Source organism: Brevundimonas denitrificans (assembly GCF_030160755.1).
Taxonomy (GTDB): Bacteria; Pseudomonadota; Alphaproteobacteria; order Caulobacterales; family Caulobacteraceae; genus Brevundimonas; species Brevundimonas denitrificans.
In genome coordinates this window covers 1-14842 of record NZ_BSOY01000008.1, presented here as the reverse complement: position 1 = coordinate 14842, position 14842 = coordinate 1, and the positions used below count along the sequence as shown (strand labels likewise).

18 protein-coding genes are annotated in these 14842 nt (G+C 70.1%); 6 read left to right on the top strand and 12 right to left on the bottom strand.

Translation table 11 applies throughout. From position 1 onward, the window contains the following. Nucleotides 1–2: 2 nt before the first annotated feature. Complete coding sequence (locus tag QQJ79_RS03190) at nucleotides 3–341, top strand: TonB family protein (protein WP_284221041.1); 339 nt, start codon at nucleotides 3–5, stop codon at nucleotides 339–341. Nucleotides 342–347: 6 nt separating this feature from the next. Here the strand turns inward: QQJ79_RS03190 and QQJ79_RS03185 are convergent, their stop codons facing one another. Genes QQJ79_RS03185 through radA form a run of 5 tightly spaced genes read right to left on the bottom strand, consistent with a single transcriptional unit; the run spans nucleotide 348 to nucleotide 5049 of the window. Continuing rightward, nucleotides 348–1100 (bottom strand): SDR family NAD(P)-dependent oxidoreductase, encoded by a 753-nt coding sequence (locus tag QQJ79_RS03185; protein ID WP_284221039.1) that lies wholly within the window; start codon nucleotides 1098–1100, stop codon nucleotides 348–350. 37 nt (nucleotides 1101–1137) lie between these two features. Beyond that, nucleotides 1138–1482, bottom strand: coding sequence for a VOC family protein (locus QQJ79_RS03180; protein ID WP_284221037.1), 345 nt, complete (start codon nucleotides 1480–1482; stop codon nucleotides 1138–1140). 29 nt (nucleotides 1483–1511) lie between these two features. Next, nucleotides 1512–3026 (bottom strand): amidophosphoribosyltransferase, encoded by a 1515-nt coding sequence (gene purF, locus QQJ79_RS03175; RefSeq protein WP_284221036.1) that lies wholly within the window; start codon nucleotides 3024–3026, stop codon nucleotides 1512–1514. 27 nt (nucleotides 3027–3053) lie between these two features. After that, nucleotides 3054–3650 (bottom strand): CvpA family protein, encoded by a 597-nt coding sequence (locus QQJ79_RS03170; RefSeq protein ID WP_284221034.1) that lies wholly within the window; start codon nucleotides 3648–3650, stop codon nucleotides 3054–3056. A 28-nt stretch (nucleotides 3651–3678) separates the two neighbouring features. After that, entirely contained in the window at nucleotides 3679–5049 is a 1371-nt protein-coding gene (gene radA, locus QQJ79_RS03165) for a DNA repair protein RadA (protein ID WP_284221032.1), read from the bottom strand. 133 nt (nucleotides 5050–5182) lie between these two features. Here radA and QQJ79_RS03160 point away from each other — a divergent pair, with 133 nt between their 5' ends. Further along, the gene (locus QQJ79_RS03160) at nucleotides 5183–7069 is read left to right on the top strand and encodes an ABCB family ABC transporter ATP-binding protein/permease (protein ID WP_284221125.1); all 1887 of its coding nucleotides are present in this window, start codon (nucleotides 5183–5185) and stop codon (nucleotides 7067–7069) included. Here QQJ79_RS03160 and QQJ79_RS03155 read toward each other — a convergent pair. The 5 genes from QQJ79_RS03155 to QQJ79_RS03135 form a co-directional block, all read right to left on the bottom strand. Further along, the gene (locus QQJ79_RS03155) at nucleotides 7057–7530 is read right to left on the bottom strand and encodes a chemotaxis protein CheE (protein WP_284221030.1); all 474 of its coding nucleotides are present in this window, start codon (nucleotides 7528–7530) and stop codon (nucleotides 7057–7059) included. The two genes, QQJ79_RS03160 and QQJ79_RS03155, sit on opposite strands and share 13 nt — an antisense overlap. Continuing rightward, a complete protein-coding gene (locus QQJ79_RS03150; RefSeq protein WP_284221028.1) occupies nucleotides 7527–8105 on the bottom strand; it encodes a response regulator in 579 nt (192 codons plus the stop codon). Before QQJ79_RS03150 ends, QQJ79_RS03155 begins: the two co-directional genes overlap by 4 nt. A gap of 108 nt (nucleotides 8106–8213) precedes the next feature. Beyond that, a complete protein-coding gene (locus QQJ79_RS03145; RefSeq protein ID WP_284221022.1) occupies nucleotides 8214–9164 on the bottom strand; it encodes an acetyl-CoA carboxylase carboxyltransferase subunit alpha in 951 nt (316 codons plus the stop codon). Between the two features lie 84 nt (nucleotides 9165–9248). Next, the gene (locus QQJ79_RS03140) at nucleotides 9249–9533 is read right to left on the bottom strand and encodes a hypothetical protein (protein ID WP_284221019.1); all 285 of its coding nucleotides are present in this window, start codon (nucleotides 9531–9533) and stop codon (nucleotides 9249–9251) included. A 6-nt stretch (nucleotides 9534–9539) separates the two neighbouring features. Beyond that, on the bottom strand, nucleotides 9540–10439 hold the full coding sequence (locus tag QQJ79_RS03135) for a site-specific tyrosine recombinase XerD (RefSeq protein ID WP_284221018.1): 900 nt from the start codon (nucleotides 10437–10439) through the stop codon (nucleotides 9540–9542). Between the two features lie 110 nt (nucleotides 10440–10549). Here QQJ79_RS03135 and QQJ79_RS03130 point away from each other — a divergent pair, with 110 nt between their 5' ends. From QQJ79_RS03130 to QQJ79_RS03120, 3 genes are read left to right on the top strand one after another with little or no spacing between them, the layout of a single operon-like run. Beyond that, nucleotides 10550–11116, top strand: coding sequence for a shikimate kinase (locus tag QQJ79_RS03130; RefSeq protein WP_284221016.1), 567 nt, complete (start codon nucleotides 10550–10552; stop codon nucleotides 11114–11116). Continuing rightward, nucleotides 11113–12219 carry a 3-dehydroquinate synthase gene (gene aroB, locus QQJ79_RS03125; RefSeq protein ID WP_284221014.1) on the top strand — a complete coding sequence of 369 codons (1107 nt, stop codon included), beginning with the start codon at nucleotides 11113–11115 and terminating at the stop codon, nucleotides 12217–12219. Before QQJ79_RS03130 ends, aroB begins: the two co-directional genes overlap by 4 nt. Beyond that, nucleotides 12216–12818 carry a GNAT family N-acetyltransferase gene (locus QQJ79_RS03120; protein ID WP_284221012.1) on the top strand — a complete coding sequence of 201 codons (603 nt, stop codon included), beginning with the start codon at nucleotides 12216–12218 and terminating at the stop codon, nucleotides 12816–12818. Before aroB ends, QQJ79_RS03120 begins: the two co-directional genes overlap by 4 nt. Here the strand turns inward: QQJ79_RS03120 and QQJ79_RS03115 are convergent. Continuing rightward, nucleotides 12815–13222, bottom strand: a complete 408-nt coding sequence (locus QQJ79_RS03115) for an MliC family protein (RefSeq protein ID WP_284221010.1) — start codon at nucleotides 13220–13222, stop codon at nucleotides 12815–12817. The two genes, QQJ79_RS03120 and QQJ79_RS03115, sit on opposite strands and share 4 nt — an antisense overlap. Before the next feature lie 39 nt (nucleotides 13223–13261). Next, nucleotides 13262–13747: a tRNA adenosine(34) deaminase TadA gene (gene tadA / locus QQJ79_RS03110; RefSeq protein WP_284221008.1), complete on the bottom strand. Its 486-nt coding sequence runs from the start codon at nucleotides 13745–13747 to the stop codon at nucleotides 13262–13264. On the opposite strand from tadA, the gene QQJ79_RS03105 reads away from it, so the two are divergent. Next, nucleotides 13736–14842, top strand: a 1107-nt coding sequence (locus QQJ79_RS03105; protein ID WP_284221006.1) for a pseudouridine synthase, incomplete at its 3' end; no start/stop codon positions are given. The two genes, tadA and QQJ79_RS03105, sit on opposite strands and share 12 nt — an antisense overlap.

Sequence of the window (14842 nt, the reverse complement as noted above, 5' to 3'; positions counted from 1 at the left end):
AAATGCGCCGACTGATCGCGATCCTGCCCGCGCTCTCGGCTGTGGCCTGTGCGCCGGTGGTCGAGACGAGGCTCGCCGCCAGTTGGCAGCCCGATCCCGTGCGCCTGCATTACCCGCGTGAGGCCTACAGTCAGGGCGTGACAGGGGTCGTGGTGTTGCGATGTCGGGTCGCGCCCGCCGGCAAGCTGACGGACTGCATCGTCCATGCCGAGACGCCGCCCGGATTCGGTTTCGGCGAGGCCGCCCTGCTTGCGGCGCCCGACCTGACGATTCGCGCGGATATGCAGGGGGGCGAGCCGGGCAGGATCGTGCAGTACGCGATCACCTTCCGCCCGGACTGAGGCGGATCAGATCAGCGCCGCCACGCCCGGCCCCGCGCTCCAGTCCCTGAAACTCACCTCCAGCGGTGGCTCCAGATCGCCGCGCGCCAGCTCGACGATCAGCGGGCCGATGGCCGACGGATGGATGACGTCCTGCGGATCCTCGCCCGGAAAGGCCTGGGCCCGCATCGCCGTCCGCATCCGGCCCGGATCGACGATCGACACCCGGATCGGCGTCGATTCGATTTCGTCAGCCCAGCATTTGACCAGAGCCTCTGCCCCCGCCTTGGTCGCCGCGTACAGGCCCCAGAAGGCCCTGGGCGCGGCGGCGACGCTGGTGGTCAGATAGACGGCCCGTCCGGCGTCGGAGGCCTTAAGCAGCGGCTCCAGCGAGCGGATCAGGCGATAGACGGCGGTGAAATTGGTCTTCTCGACCTTGGCCCAGATGCGCGGGTCGGCGTGGCTGACCGGCGTCAGGCCCGAGGCCCCCATGGTCGCCGCCGCCTGCACCCAGACGTCCAGCCGGCCGAACCGCTCGTAGATGGCCCCGCCAAGCCGGTCGATGGCGCCGCCGTCGACCAGGTCGAACGGGATCAGGGTGGCGTGTTTGCCGGTGGCGGCGAAGACGGCGTCGTCCAGCTCTTCCAGCCCCCCGACCGTCCGCGCCGTGGCGATGACATGCGCGCCGGCCCGGGCCAGCGCCAGGGCGCTCTCATAGCCGATGCCGCGCGAGGCTCCGACGACGAGGGCGATGCGGTCTTTGAGAGGAAGGTCGGTCATGGCGGGCCTGATAGCGCGCCCGTCGGCCCGGCGGAAGCTAGAAGCCGGGGGCCGGTTGCCACAGGCTGAAGCTGACGCCCTGGTCGTCGCAGACCACGGCCGTGACGCCGGACGGCGTCTCGGACGGTATGGCCGCCTTGCCCCCCAGCTCGACCACCCGGGCGCACAGCCGCTCGACGTCGTCGACGCGAAAATACAGGTGCGGATTGTCCTTGGCCCGCTCCACCTTGGTGAAGCCGAAGGAAGGCTGACCGCCCTCCACATGGGCGTAGTTCGGATGCGACTCGGCTTCGTCGAAGGTCCAGCCGAACAGGGCGGAATAGAAGGCCCGCGCCTTTTCGATGTTTTCGGTGTCCATGGTGAAATAGCCGAGCTGGATCATGGCGCGTCCTGTGCGGAACTTTGTGGCGTTTAAGCGCTGACCAGAAGGGAAAGTTGCCGGGCGGCGACCTCGCGCCCGCCTTCCTCGATCTCGCGGTCCAGCAGGCGGGTCGGGTATTCGCCGGTGAAATAGTGGTCCGTGAACTGCGGCTGGCGCGGATCGCGCGGACCGGCCTCCATGGCCTCATACAGGCCGTCGACCGACAGGAACCCCAAGGAGTCGACCTCAAGGTGGGCCCGCATCTCCTCCAGCGTCATATTGGCGGCGATCAGCTGGTCCCGCTCGGGCATGTCGATGCCGTAGAAGTCCGGCCACAGGATCGGCGGCGAGGCCGAACGCAGGTGAACCTCCGCCGCGCCCGCGGCCCGGACGGCGCGGACCAGTTTGACCGAGGTCGTGCCGCGCACGATGGAATCGTCGATCAGCACCACCCGCTTGCCCTCCAGCACCGACCGGTTGGGGCTGTGCTTCATCCGCACGCCCTTCTGGCGGGCGCCCTGGCTGGGCTGGATGAAGGTGCGGCCGAGATAGTGGCTGCGGATGATCCCCATCTCATAGGGAATGCCGCTCTCCTGGGCATAGCCGAGGGCGGCCGGCACGCCCGAGTCGGGCACGGGCACCACGACATCGGCCTCGACCGCATGCTCGCGGGCCAGTTTCATGCCCATCCGCTTGCGCACCCCATAGACGGAGCGGCCGTTCACCACGCTGTCCGGGCGGGCGAAATAGACATATTCGAACAGGCAGGGCCGCGCCTCGCGGGTCGGGAAGGGCTTGAGCGACTTCAGCCCCTCATGGTCGATGATGATGACCTCGCCGTGCTCGACGTCGCGTTCAAAGGTCGCGCCGATGGTGTCGAGAGCGCAGGTTTCCGACGCCAGGACCCAGGCGTCGCCGAGACGGCCCAGCACCAGCGGGCGGATGCCCAGCGGGTCGCGCGCGCCGATCAGCTTGGACCGGGTGGCGCAGACCAGGGCGTAGCCGCCCTCGATCCGGCCGATGGCGTCGATGAACCGGTCGACGATCTTGGCCTTACGGCTGCGGGCGATGAGGTGAAGGATGACCTCGGAGTCCGAGGTCGACTGGAAGATCGCCCCTTCGCCGACCAGCTGGTTCCGCAGATAGAGGTGGTTGGTCAGATTGCCGTTGTGGGCGACGGCGATGCCGCCCTGGTCGAGATCGGCGAACATCGGCTGGATGTTGCGCAGGAAGCTGCCGCCGGCGGTGGAATAGCGGGTATGGCCGACGGCCGCCGAGCCCGGCATGCGTTCCGACAGATCCGTGCCGCCGAAGGCCTCGCCGACCAGCCCCATGTGCCGCTCGGTGTGGAAGCGGGTGTCGTTGACGCTGGCGATGCCGCAGGCTTCCTGTCCGCGGTGCTGCAGGGCGTGCAGGCCGAGGGCGACGATGGACGAGGCGGCGTTCTTTTCCGCGCCCCAGACGCCGCAGACGCCGCACTCCAGCCGCGGCCGGTCGTCGTCGGCGTCGCGGTGATGCGCCCGGTGAACGACCGGGTCAGCGATGGAATGGACGGGACTGCTCATCGTGGGGCTCCGATGATGCTGGGAACGCTAGTCGGCGGCGGACGGCGGCGGAGTATTGTTTGTTTGGGGCGAGGGCAAGGCTTCTTCACCGGAAAAGCCCTCGTTCACGGACGAAGTCACGACCGGCGTCAGGGCGTCGGCGCCCCGGCCGATGCCCGGCAGGACGATCTGGATCATCCGCGCGGCGCCGGCGGTGACTGGCCGCAGGGCCGCCTCGCTGAGCCAGCGCGGGGTGCGCTCGCCCGGCATGGCGGCGACGACGACCAGATGGATGGCGCCCAGCAGGACCAGCGACCGCGCCGCCCCGACGAAGACGCCGACAATGCGGTCGACGCCGCCCAGCTGCGGATGGGCCTGGGCCCGTTTCGACAGGACCGAGCCGAAGATGCGGATGCCGAAATAGATCAGCAGGAAGGAGGCGACGGCGGCGGCGATCGTGCCGGCCCAGTCCGGATCGACCAGCGCCCGCCCCAGCGGCGCCGTCAGCGGCAGGGCCACGAGGGCGATGAAGGCGGCCAGGACGAAACTCAGCAGGGTGATGATCTCGCGCGTGCCGCCGCGCACCCAGCCGGCCGCCGCCGAGGCGAGGATGACCAGAATGGCGATTACGTCGAAACCGGTCATGCGCGCCCGAACTGCAGTCTGCCCGACCTCAATAGCGGTTTTGCGAGATTCGTTCGACCGCTTCGGTCAGCCGCGTCACCGATGTCACCCCGACGCCCTTGTGCTTGACGGTCAGGGGCGGGGTCAGGGCCCGGTCGAAGCCCAGCTTCTGCGCCTCGCGCAGCCGCGCCTCGGCCCGGCCGACGGCGCGGATCTCGCCCGACAGACTGATCTCGCCGAACACGACGCAGCCCTGGGGCAGGGGCGTGTCGGTCGCCGAACTGATCAGGGCCGCGGCGGCCGCGAGGTCCGCCGCCGGTTCGTTGATCCGCAGGCCCCCGGCCACGTTCAGATAGACGTCCTGGTCGCCGAAGCCGAAGCCGCAGCGCGCCTCGAGCACGGCCAGCACCATGGCCAGCCGCCCGGTGTCCCAGCCGACCACGGCCCGCCGCGGCGTGCCATAGGCCGATTTGGACACGAGAGCCTGCATCTCGACCAGCACGGGCCGCGAGCCCTCGATGCCGGCGAACACCGCCGCACCCGGGGCCCGGTCCTTGCTCTCGCCGAGGAAGAGGGCGGAAGGATTGGCCACCTCGCGCAGGCCGGCGTCGCCCATTTCGAACACGCCGATCTCGTCGGTGGCGCCGAAGCGGTTCTTGCCGGCGCGCAGGATGCGGAACGGATAGCCGCGCTCGCCTTCAAAGCTCAGCACTGCGTCGACCATGTGTTCGACCACGCGCGGACCGGCGACCTGACCGTCCTTGGTGACGTGGCCGACGAGGATGACGGCGACGCCCTGCGACTTGGCCAGCCGCACCATCTCGCCGGCGCAGGCGCGGACCTGGGTCACCGAGCCCGGCCCTGCCTCGTGGGCGTCGGACCACAGGGTCTGGATCGAATCGACGATGACGATGTCGAATTTCTCGCGCTTCAGCGTGGCGAGGATCTCGCGCAGCGCCGTGGCCGAGGCCAGTTCGACCGGGGCCTTCTGCAGGCCCATCCGCTTCGCCCGGGCCCGGATCTGCTCGACCGCCTCCTCGCCCGAGATATAGGCCACGCGCCGCCCCGACAGGGCCGCGCGGCCGGCCACGTCCAGCAGCAGGGTCGATTTGCCGACGCCGGGGTCGCCGCTGAGCAATATGGCCGAGCCGGGCACCACGCCGCCGCCGCAGACGCGGTCGAACTCGGCCACGCCGGTGATGATGCGCGGCGGCTCGGGCGTGTCGGACTGCAGGGTTTCGAACTGCACGCCACGTCCGCGCGCCGCCGCGCCGGTGGCGGGTTTCATCGCGCCCGGAGGGGCCGAGCGGCTCTCCTCGACGATGGAGTTCCACTGGTTGCAGGCCCCGCACTGGCCCGACCATTTGCCATGGACGGCCCCGCAGGCCTGGCAGACATAGATTGCGCCGTCACGAGCCATGGGACGGACTTACAGGAGTCGGACGCGGCGGGGCAGGGGCCGTTCGCGGGCCTGCGACCGAAACTGACGTGGGCCTTTCGTCAGCCCGCCCTTTGCGCATCCGACGGCGCGGTCCATATCTGCGCGCATGGCAATGCGAGGCGAGCGGGCGGGACGACGAGGGGATTCCGTCGCAAAGGCGGCTCAGGCGGGAACGCCGGGGCCGGTCGCGGACGGACCGCCGGCCTGGCGGGCCCTGGGTGATCTGATCCGGCTGGTCGGCCGTTCCAACGCGCCCCAGCTGCGGCTGCGCCTGATCGCCGCCATCGGCATGACCCTGGGCGGCAAGGGACTGGGCGTGCTGGGGCCGCTGGTCCTCGGCGCGGCGGTGAATCATCTCGCGGCCGGACAGGGCGCGGCGGTCGCCGTCGGCATGGGCTTCGCCGGCTTCGCCGTGGGCTGGGCCTTTGTCCGGCTGCTGTCCGCCATCGCGCCCAACGCCTCGGACGTGGTTTTCGCCCCGGTGCGGTCGGCCGCCCAGCGGCGGGCCGCGACCGAGACCTTCGCCCACGCGCTGAGCCTGTCGCTGAACTTCCACCAGACCAAGCGGTCCGGTTCGCTGTCCCGGACGATGGATCGGGGCGCCCGGGCGGTCGATTTCCTGCTGCGCATCCTGGCCTTCAACCTGATCCCGACCGGCGTCGAACTGGTGCTGGCCGCGGGGGTTCTGGCCGGACGCTATGACTGGCGGTTCGGGGCGGTGGCGGTGGCGGTGGTCGCCATCTACTCCGCCTCGACCTTCGCCCTGGCCAACTGGCGGCTGGAGCACCGGCGGGAGATGAACGCCGCCGACACCGAGGCCGCGGGCGTCTCGGTCGACGCCCTGCTGAACTATGAGACGGTCAAGTCCTTCGGGGCCGAGGCCCGGGCCGCCGGCGCCTATGACCGGGCGCTGGGCGACTACACGCGCGCGGCGCTGAAGGCCAACAGTTCGCTCGCCATGCTGAACATCATGCAGGCGGTGATCATGAACATCGGCCTGGCCGTCATGGCGGTCATGGCCGGGTTCGAGGCGGCGGCCGGCCGGATGGGGCCGGGAGACGTCATGGCGGCGGTGCTGATCATGATCTCCCTCTATGCGCCCTTGAACATTCTCGGCTTCGCCTATCGGGAAATCCGTCAGTCTTTCATCGACATGGAAGAGATGTCGAAGGTGACGCGGCAGACGCCGCAGGTCGCGGACGCCGCTGACGCCGTGTCGCTGCCCCGTCCGGCCGATGCGCGCGGCGCGGCCCTGGCTTTTGAACATGTCGGCTTCCGCCACGACGCCCGCGCCAACGGGCTGGAGGATGTCAGTTTCATCGCCCCGCCGGGCACGACCACGGCGCTGGTCGGGCCGTCCGGATCGGGCAAGTCGACCATCGTCAAACTGGCCCTGCGGCTGCTGGACCCGCAGGAGGGCCGGGTGCTGATCGACGGGCTGGACGCGCGGCAGGTCACCCAGGCCTCCCTGCGCGCCGCCGTCGCCCTGGTGCCGCAGGACGTGGCCCTGTTCAACGACAGCATCCGCGCCAACATCGGCTTCGCCAGACCCGACGCCGACGACGCCGCCATCTGGGCGGCGGCAGAAGCGGCCGAGCTGGCCAATTTCATTCGGGAGCTGCCCGAAGGCATGGAGACCCGGGTCGGCGAGCGCGGCCTGAAACTGTCCGGCGGGGAGCGCCAGCGCGTCGGCATCGCCCGCGCCCTGCTGGCCGATCCGTGCATCCTGATCCTCGACGAGGCCACCAGCGCGCTGGACAGCCGCACCGAGGCCGCCATCCAGAAGACGCTGCGAAAGGCCCGGACGGGCCGTACGACCCTGGTCGTCGCGCACCGGCTGTCCACCATCGCCGACGCCGACCAGATACTGGTGTTGAAGGCCGGACGGATCGTCGAGCGCGGCGCCCACCACGAACTGGTGGCGCATCTGGGCGGGGAGTATGCGGCCCTGTGGCGCAAACAGACGCGCGGCGCGCGGACGGAGCGTCAGCCGGTCTGAGCCGTCTTGCGATTGACCACCTGACGCAGGCTGTCCAGCACCCGAACCCGCGCCTCGATCGCCTCAGGCGGCAAGGTCAGCAACAGCCGAAGCGACTGCGCGTGGACGGTGACGATTCGCCAGTCGAACTTGCCGCCCGCCGGCGCGGCGTCGATCAGATCGCACAGACCCGCGGCGGCCTGGCAAATATCCCGGAGCTCAAACGGCCCGGCCGCGTCTATGACGCCGGTGGCGGTGTGGTAGGCCTGCTCGAGTCGGGACGGCGCCTCGCCGGGCGTTGCGGGAACCGGAACGGCCTCCAGCGCCGTCACCTGGGCCTCGACGATCTCCATCGCTTCGGCGCGCTTCTTTTCGATGTTCGCGCGCGCGGCGGCCAGGGCCACGCCGACGCTGACGCCGCCGGCCGAGTCGATCATCTTCGCCAGATTGGACTTGCGCCGCGCGTGGGTGATGACCGTCATGCCTGGGTCTCCCGAGCGCCTGTCTCGTTCCTGGCCGCCTCGAACTGGGCCTTGCGGATCACGGAGGCGCGGCGCTCCTCGCCGGGAGGTTTCATCTCACGGAACCGGCGGTCGGGGCCGAAATAGTCGCCGACCTCAAGAAAGGGCCGGCTGTCGCGCGCGACCCAGACGATCCGTTCCAGCAGGGTTGTGGCGCTGAACGGCTTGGTGATGACGAAACTCGCGCCGCAATCCCGGGCCTCGGTTACGCGGGAGCGCCGAAGGTGCGGGGCGGTCATGATCACCGGCACGAAGGTGTTCGGATCCAGTCCTGAACGGCGCAGCCAGCGAACCAGCTCGTAACCGTCCATGTCCGGCATCTCGCAGTCAACGACCAGCAGATCGACGGGATTGTCCTGCAGTATCTCGATCGCTTCCGCCGCGCTGCGGCATGCATAGCGTGTCCGGATTCCGAACCCGAGCAGGGCCTGGGCCGTCAGGTCGAGCGCGAAGCCCGAATCGTCCACCACCATGGTCACCGCGGCGGCGAGATTGATCACGGCGCTGTCGCGCAGTGTTTCACCAAGATCGCTCATGGCGAAGGGAGTCGAGCGGGGAAAGACCAGAACGCGTACATGACGAAGAGGCTGACACGTCAGAGTGGCGGAGTGGTTAATGGATCCGCGACGGTGCGACCGACCTCGCTAGATTGCGCGGCCGATGGCGTAGAAGCGGTCCGCCCGGGCCTTGCGCAACTGGTCCGGCGTCAGGCCCGAAAGGGCCGCCAACTCCTCGGCCAGGACGTCGCCGACGGCGGCGACGGCGGCTTCTCGGTCGGCATGCGCCCCGCCCACAGGCTCGGGAATGATCCGGTCGACGATCTTCAGCTCGACCAGGTCGGGGGCGGTGATCTTCATGGCCATGGCGGCGTCGCGCGCCCGGGCGCCGTCGCGCCACAGGATGCCGGCCGCGCCCTCGGGCGAGATGACCGAATAGATCGAATGTTCGAGCATCAGCACCCGGCCGGCGGCGGCGATGGCGATGGCCCCGCCGGAGCCGCCCTCGCCGGTGATGGTGGCTATGGAGGGCACGCCCAGGGTCAGGCAGCGTTCGGTGGAGCGGGCGATGGCCTCGGCCTGGCCGCGCTCCTCGGCGCCGAGACCCGGATAGGCGCCGGCGGTGTCGACGAAGGTCAGGACCGGCAGGCCGTAACGCTCGGCCAGATCCATCAGCCGCACCGCCTTGCGGTAGCCTTCCGGCCGGGCCATGCCGAAATTGTGGACGACGCGGGTCTGGGTGTCGTGGCCCTTCTCATGGCCCATCAGCACGACGGGCGCGCCGCGGAACCGGGCGAGGCCGCCGATGATGGCCTGGTCGTCGCCGAACTGACGGTCGCCCTTCAGCTCGACGAAGTCGGTGAAAAGCCCCTCGACATAGTCCACGAAATGCGGCCGCTGCGGGTGGCGCGCGACCTGTGTCTTCATCCAGGGATCGAGGCTGGCGTAGGTCTTCCGGCGCAGTTGCTCGGCCTTCTTGCGCAGCTGTTCGACCTCGGCGTCGAACGAGCCGGAGGTCGAGGAGAGCAGGTTCAGCTCCTCGATCTTCGCCTCCAGATCGGCGATCGGCTTTTCAAACTCGAGGTAGTGCACGGCCATCAGGCGTCCGGAACAGGCGCGCCGCGTGGCGCATCGGAAGGCGGCGGAACCTAGTCAGGTCAACGCCGGGGAGCAAGCACGGGTTCAGTCCTTAAACGGTTCGTCGCAGCCGCTGCAGCGCCGGGGCGGCCATGGAACGTGGCCATACAGGGTCTTGCCGTTGAATGGAATCTTGCGCCAGGCCACCGACAAGCCGCACGCCGGGCAGGCAAAGGCGAAGCTGATCCAGAGGCCCGCTAGCGCCAGCAGGATGAAACCGGGGAAGTACCAGCCCTTCAGGACAAGCGGGAACGCCGGGACCAAGGCGTAGGCGAGCACCGCAAAGACATGCAGGGTGAGGGCTGTCAGATAGTTTGAACGGACGGACATCGCGGTTCACTCATCCCGCGCCAAGGGGTGCTTGTCGCGCACCACCTGGGCCAGGCGGTCCGTCGCGACGTGGGTGTAGATCTGCGTCGTGGCGATGTCGGCGTGGCCCAGCAGGGTCTGGACCACCCGCAGGTCGGCCCCGCCTTCGAGCAGATGGGTGGCGAAGGCGTGGCGCAGGACGTGGGGGCTGACCCGGGCCGGGTCGATGCCGGCGTCGACGGCGGCCTGATCCAGCAACTGGGCGAAGCGGCGCGGGGTCAGATGGCCGTTGGCCGAGGCCGAGGGGAACAGCCACGGGCTGTCCGGAGCCTTCTCCGGGCGGGCGGCGTCGCGGGCGACCAGCCAGGTCCTGACCGCCGCCCGCGCCGAGGCGTTCAGCGGGGCCAGCCGCTCCTTGCCGCCCTTGCCGCGCACGATCAGGAAGGCAGGGTCGCGCCGGACGGCCTCGACCTTCAGCCCCAGCAGTTCCGAGACGCGCAGCCCCGAGGCGTAGGCCAGCTCCACCAGCGCAACCATGCGCACCCCTGCCGCGCCGTCATGCTGCGCCGCCGCCTTGAGGAGTCGCTCGATTTCCTCGCCGTCCAGCGTCCGGGGCAGGCTCCGCCCCTGCTTCGGCGCATCCAGTCTTCGCGAGGGATCATCGGCCCGCCAACCCTCGCCGAGAGCGAAGCGATAGAACTGCCGCACCGCCGAGCGTCGCCGCGCCTGGGTGGCCGGGGACAGGCCGCGGCGGCCCAGATCGGCGAACCAGGCCTCGACCCCGACCTCGTCGCCGCGCATCAGACCGCCCGCGATCCCCGCTTCGGCGTCGGCCAGATCCCGGCCATAGGCGGACAGGGTGTGGGGCGAGGCGTCACGCTCGACGGCCATCATTTCCAGAAAGGCCTCGACCTGCGGCGTGCTCATGCGCGGGAGCGCTTTGCGACAGCGGCGCTTGGTGTAGAGGGTGGTGGGGTGATGCCGTGCCTGCCGCCGCCCGTTCCGTCGCCGTCCAGCCGCCTCTCGCGAGGCCGGTCATGAGCCCCGTGGCGAGCGATGACGAACCGATTCCCGTTCATGACCGCACCATAGCCTTGGTCGGGCTGATGGGGGTGGGCAAATCGACGGTCGGGCGCCGGCTGGCCAAACGGCTGGGCCTGCCTTTCGCGGACGGCGATATCGAGATTGAAGCGGCGGCGGGCATGACCGTCTCCGACATCTTCGCACAGCTCGGTGAATCCGAATTCCGGGCCGGGGAGGCGCGGGTGCTGAAGCGCCTGCTGCATGCGCCGCGCATGGTGCTGGCGACCGGCGGCGGGGCGGTGCTCAATCCGGAAACCCGGGCCGAGCTCAAGGCGCGCGCCGTCACGGTCTGGATGCGGGCCGACCTCGAGACTGTGGCCAGCCGGGTGCAACGGCGCGACACCCGTCCGCTGCTGCGCGGCCGGGATCCGATGGAGGCGCTGAAAGCCATGGCCGAGGTGCGTTATCCCTTCTACGCCTGCGCCGACGTGATCGTGGACGTCGCCAGCGGCGCCCATGGAGAGGCGGTCGACGGCATCGTCCGCGCCCTCGAAGCCTATTGGACCGAGGCGGCGGCATGAGCACGGTCATCACCGTCTCCGGTGGCGGTTTCCGGGCCTATGACGTCGTCATCGGCCGGGGATTGCTGCCCGATCTGGGCCGACGGATCGCCGCCCTCGCGCAGGGCCGGACCGTCATTATCACGGACGAGACCGTCGCCGCCCTGCACGGACCGGCCGTGCTGGCGGCGCTGGAGGCCGCCGGGGTCCGTGCCCGGCTGCTGACCGTGCCGCCCGGCGAAGCCTCGAAATCCTTCGCCGAGCTGGAGCGGGTGATCGACCGGCTGCTGGCCTTCGGCCTCGACCGGCGCGACCTGATCGTGGCCCTGGGCGGCGGCGTCGTGGGCGACCTCGCGGGTCTGGCGGCGGCCCTGTTCATGCGCGGCATCGACTTCGTGCAGGTTCCCACGACCCTGCTGGCCCAGGTCGATTCCTCGGTCGGCGGCAAGACGGCGATCGACACCCCGCGCGGCAAGAACCTGGTCGGCGCCTTTCATCAGCCAAGGCTGGTGGTCGCCGACATCGACCTGCTGGCCACCCTGCCGCCGCGCCAGCTGCGCTCAGGCTGGGCCGAGGTGCTGAAGCACGGCCTGATCTGCGATCCGGCCTTCTTCGACTGGCTGGCTGGAGAGGGAGCCGTCGGCGCCGGAGGGGATCCCGCCGCCCTGACCCGCGCGGTGGTCCGGTCGATCGAGATCAAGAGCGCCATCGTCGGCGAGGACGAGAAGGAAGTCGGGCGGCGCGCCCTGCTCAACCTCGGCCATACCTTCGGGCACGCCATCGAGGCCGAGCTTGGCTTTGACGAGACGAAACTGACCCATGGCGAGGCGGTGGCCCTGGGCTGTGCGCTGGCGTTCCGGTTTGCCGCGACCAACGGTCTGTGTTCGGGCGAGGATGCGGTGCGGGTCGAGGCGGTCATGGCGGCGGCGGGCCTGCCGACCCGACTGGACGCCGTCGGGGCCTTTTCGGCGGAGGCGCTGGTGACCCGCATGGCTGGCGACAAGAAGGCGGAGGGCGGAGGTCTGACCCTGATCCTGGCCCGCGGCATCGGGGAGGCCTTTGTCGACAAGGCCGTCCATCGCGCCGCCGTCGCGGCGTTTCTGAAGACCGAAGGCGCGTCATGAGCCACACTCCGATGGTGCTGGCCGTCGTCCCGCTGGAAAACCGCTTCGTGCGGCTGGAGCCCCTGACAGCTTCGCTGGAAGGCGAGGTGTGCGCCGCGCTGGATTGCGACGCGGCGTCCTGGGACATCATGGTCGCCGCCGGCTACGGCCCGCATTTCGGCGGCTGGTGGGCGTCGGCGCTACGGGCGATGGCGCAGGGGACGCGCATCGCCTGGGCCGTGCGGCGGCGGGAGGACGGCGCGATCGTCGGCACGACCAGCCTCTACGAGATCAAGCCCGACTATCGCCGCTGCGAGATCGGCTCGACCTTCTACAGGCCGGAGGCGCGCGGTGGGCCGGTCAATCCGTCCTGCAAGCGACTGCTGCTGGGCCATGCCTTCGACGGCGGCGCGGTCCGGGTCGAGATCCTCACCGACGCCATCAATCCGGGCAGCCAGGCCGCGATCCGCAAGCTGGGCGCGCGCGACGAGGGCGTGCTGCGCAAGCACAAGATCACCTTCAAGGGCCGGATTCGCGACACCGCCCAGTTCGCCGTTCTCGACGACGACTGGCCCGCGGTCCGGGCGCGGCTGGATGCGAGGCTGGCGGCGTTCGGCTAGTCGACGGCCCGGCAATCGGTCGGGGGACGGCCGTCCGAGGTCCAGGTCGCCATGACGCCCTCGCCGCGCAGTTCATAGCCCGAGGCCTTGTACCAGATGCCTTCGGCGGCCCGCTCCTGGTACAGGTCCACGGCCTCGCCGCTGGAGTTGCGCACCGTCGCCATCTGGCGCGGGTTGTCGAAATCGACGGACAGGCGCTCGCTGTTGTTGCACAGATAGACGGTGCGGATGACCCGGTTGAGGGCCCGGTCCTGCGCCTCGGCGCCGGTGCGGCGGCGCGCGGTCTGGGCCTCCTGCGCCCGCTCGCGCACGGAATCCCCGTCTGTCGGCGCATCCTGCGGCTTCTGACCGCAGGCGGCGGTCGCGAGGCAGGTGAGGGCGGCGACCAGGACCAGGGACTTCATACGGACTCTCGAACAAGCTGAGCCGTGCGGCCCGGCGGATTAACGTACATCAGGCGCCGCCGTTCCCTTGCGGCGGGCGCGGAAGAAGGCGCGCAGCAGCTCGCCGCCCTCGGCGGCCAGGACCCCGCCCTCGGTCGCGGGCCGCCAGTGGCAGGTCGGCTGGTCAAAGAAGCGCGGGCCGTGCGCCACCGCCCCGCCCTTGGGATCGTCGGCGCCCCAGACCAGCCGGCCGATGCGGGCGTGGCTGATAGCCCCGGCGCACATGGCGCAGGGCTCGAGCGTCACATAGAGGGTAAGGCCTGTCAGTCGGTAGTTTCCCAGTCTCGCGGCCGCCGCCCGCATGGCGACGATCTCGGCATGGGCGGTCGGATCGTGGGCGCCGATGGGGCCGTTGCGGCCTTCGGCGACGACCTCGCCGGTCGATTCGTCGACGATCAAACAGCCTACGGGAGTCTCTCCCGCGTCCGCCGCCGCTTGCGCACACGCCAAGGCCATGTGCATGAACCGCTCATCATGGCCAGCCATCCCCGAGACAACGACAAGAAGCCGCGCCCGCGTCAAGACGACAGCCGCGACGGCCCCCGCAAACCCTACGTCAAGCGCGTCGAGACCAGCGACGATCGCGGCCCGCCGAAAGGCGGCAAATCCTTTGGCAAGCCGGGCGGCAAGCCGTTCGTGAAGGACGGCAAGGCCGGTCCGAAGGTTGATGAAGGTCCGAAACGCAGCGAGCGTATCGCCAAGGTCATGGCCCGGGCCGGCATCGCCTCGCGCCGTGAGGTCGAGCGGCTGATCGGCCTCGGCAAGGTGGCGGTCAACGGCAAGATCCTCGACACGCCCGCCGTGCTGGTGACGCGCGACGACGTCATCACCGTCGACGGCAAGCCGATCGGCTCGGCCGAGGCGACCCGCGTCTGGCGCTATCACAAGCCCGCCGGTCTGCTGACCTCGCACACCGATCCGGCCGGACGGCCGACCGTCTTCGACGCCCTGCCCAGCGGCCTGCCGCGGGTGTTGTCGGTGGGCCGGCTCGATCTGAACACCGAGGGCCTGCTGCTGCTGACCAATGACGGCGAGCTGAGCCGCGCGCTGGAACTGCCCTCGACCGAACTGGTCCGACAGTACCGCGCCCGGGCTCGCGGCCGGGTCAGCCAGCTGCAGCTGGATTCGCTGAAGGACGGGGTGACTGTCGACGGCGTCCGCTACGGCCCGATCGAAGCCACGCTGGACAAGGCCAAGGAGACCGAGGGCAACGCCCCCGCCAATCTGTGGATCAGCGTCTCGATCACCGAGGGCAAGAACCGGGAGGTCCGCAAGGTGCTGGAGCATCTCGGCCTGACCGTGAACCGCCTGATCCGCCTGGCCTATGGACCGTTCCAGCTCGGCACCCTGCCGGTCGGCTCGGTCGAGGAGGTCGGTCCCCGCGTCATCCGCGAGATGCTGGCCGAGCATATCCGGCCCGAGAATCTGCCGACGGGCAATACGGTGTCGACGCCCGCGCCGATCCCGGGCCGCCGCACCTCGGCCCCGATCCACAAGGGCGCCTCGGGCTCGGCCCTCTCCGATCCGTCGCGCAAGCCCAGCCGCGTCCGCGCCGCCGGGGCCGTCGCTGACGCCGCCGCC

What these genes read in the sequence shown, in the direction of transcription:
- QQJ79_RS03190 (WP_284221041.1), top strand. Translation starts at nt 3, where the DNA reads ATGCGCCGACTGATCGCGATCCTGCCCGCGCTCTCGGCTGTGGCCTGT.
- QQJ79_RS03185 (WP_284221039.1), bottom strand. Translation starts at nt 1,100, where the DNA reads ATGACCGACCTTCCTCTCAAAGACCGCATCGCCCTCGTCGTCGGAGCC.
- QQJ79_RS03180 (WP_284221037.1), bottom strand. Translation starts at nt 1,482, where the DNA reads ATGATCCAGCTCGGCTATTTCACCATGGACACCGAAAACATCGAAAAG.
- purF (WP_284221036.1), bottom strand. Translation starts at nt 3,026, where the DNA reads ATGAGCAGTCCCGTCCATTCCATCGCTGACCCGGTCGTTCACCGGGCG.
- QQJ79_RS03170 (WP_284221034.1), bottom strand. Translation starts at nt 3,650, where the DNA reads ATGACCGGTTTCGACGTAATCGCCATTCTGGTCATCCTCGCCTCGGCG.
- radA (WP_284221032.1), bottom strand. Translation starts at nt 5,049, where the DNA reads ATGGCTCGTGACGGCGCAATCTATGTCTGCCAGGCCTGCGGGGCCGTC.
- QQJ79_RS03160 (WP_284221125.1), top strand. Translation starts at nt 5,183, where the DNA reads ATGCGAGGCGAGCGGGCGGGACGACGAGGGGATTCCGTCGCAAAGGCG.
- QQJ79_RS03155 (WP_284221030.1), bottom strand. Translation starts at nt 7,530, where the DNA reads ATGACGGTCATCACCCACGCGCGGCGCAAGTCCAATCTGGCGAAGATG.
- QQJ79_RS03150 (WP_284221028.1), bottom strand. Translation starts at nt 8,105, where the DNA reads ATGAGCGATCTTGGTGAAACACTGCGCGACAGCGCCGTGATCAATCTC.
- QQJ79_RS03145 (WP_284221022.1), bottom strand. Translation starts at nt 9,164, where the DNA reads ATGGCCGTGCACTACCTCGAGTTTGAAAAGCCGATCGCCGATCTGGAG.
- QQJ79_RS03140 (WP_284221019.1), bottom strand. Translation starts at nt 9,533, where the DNA reads ATGTCCGTCCGTTCAAACTATCTGACAGCCCTCACCCTGCATGTCTTT.
- QQJ79_RS03135 (WP_284221018.1), bottom strand. Translation starts at nt 10,439, where the DNA reads ATGAGCACGCCGCAGGTCGAGGCCTTTCTGGAAATGATGGCCGTCGAG.
- QQJ79_RS03130 (WP_284221016.1), top strand. Translation starts at nt 10,550, where the DNA reads ATGAGCCCCGTGGCGAGCGATGACGAACCGATTCCCGTTCATGACCGC.
- aroB (WP_284221014.1), top strand. Translation starts at nt 11,113, where the DNA reads ATGAGCACGGTCATCACCGTCTCCGGTGGCGGTTTCCGGGCCTATGAC.
- QQJ79_RS03120 (WP_284221012.1), top strand. Translation starts at nt 12,216, where the DNA reads ATGAGCCACACTCCGATGGTGCTGGCCGTCGTCCCGCTGGAAAACCGC.
- QQJ79_RS03115 (WP_284221010.1), bottom strand. Translation starts at nt 13,222, where the DNA reads ATGAAGTCCCTGGTCCTGGTCGCCGCCCTCACCTGCCTCGCGACCGCC.
- tadA (WP_284221008.1), bottom strand. Translation starts at nt 13,747, where the DNA reads ATGGCTGGCCATGATGAGCGGTTCATGCACATGGCCTTGGCGTGTGCG.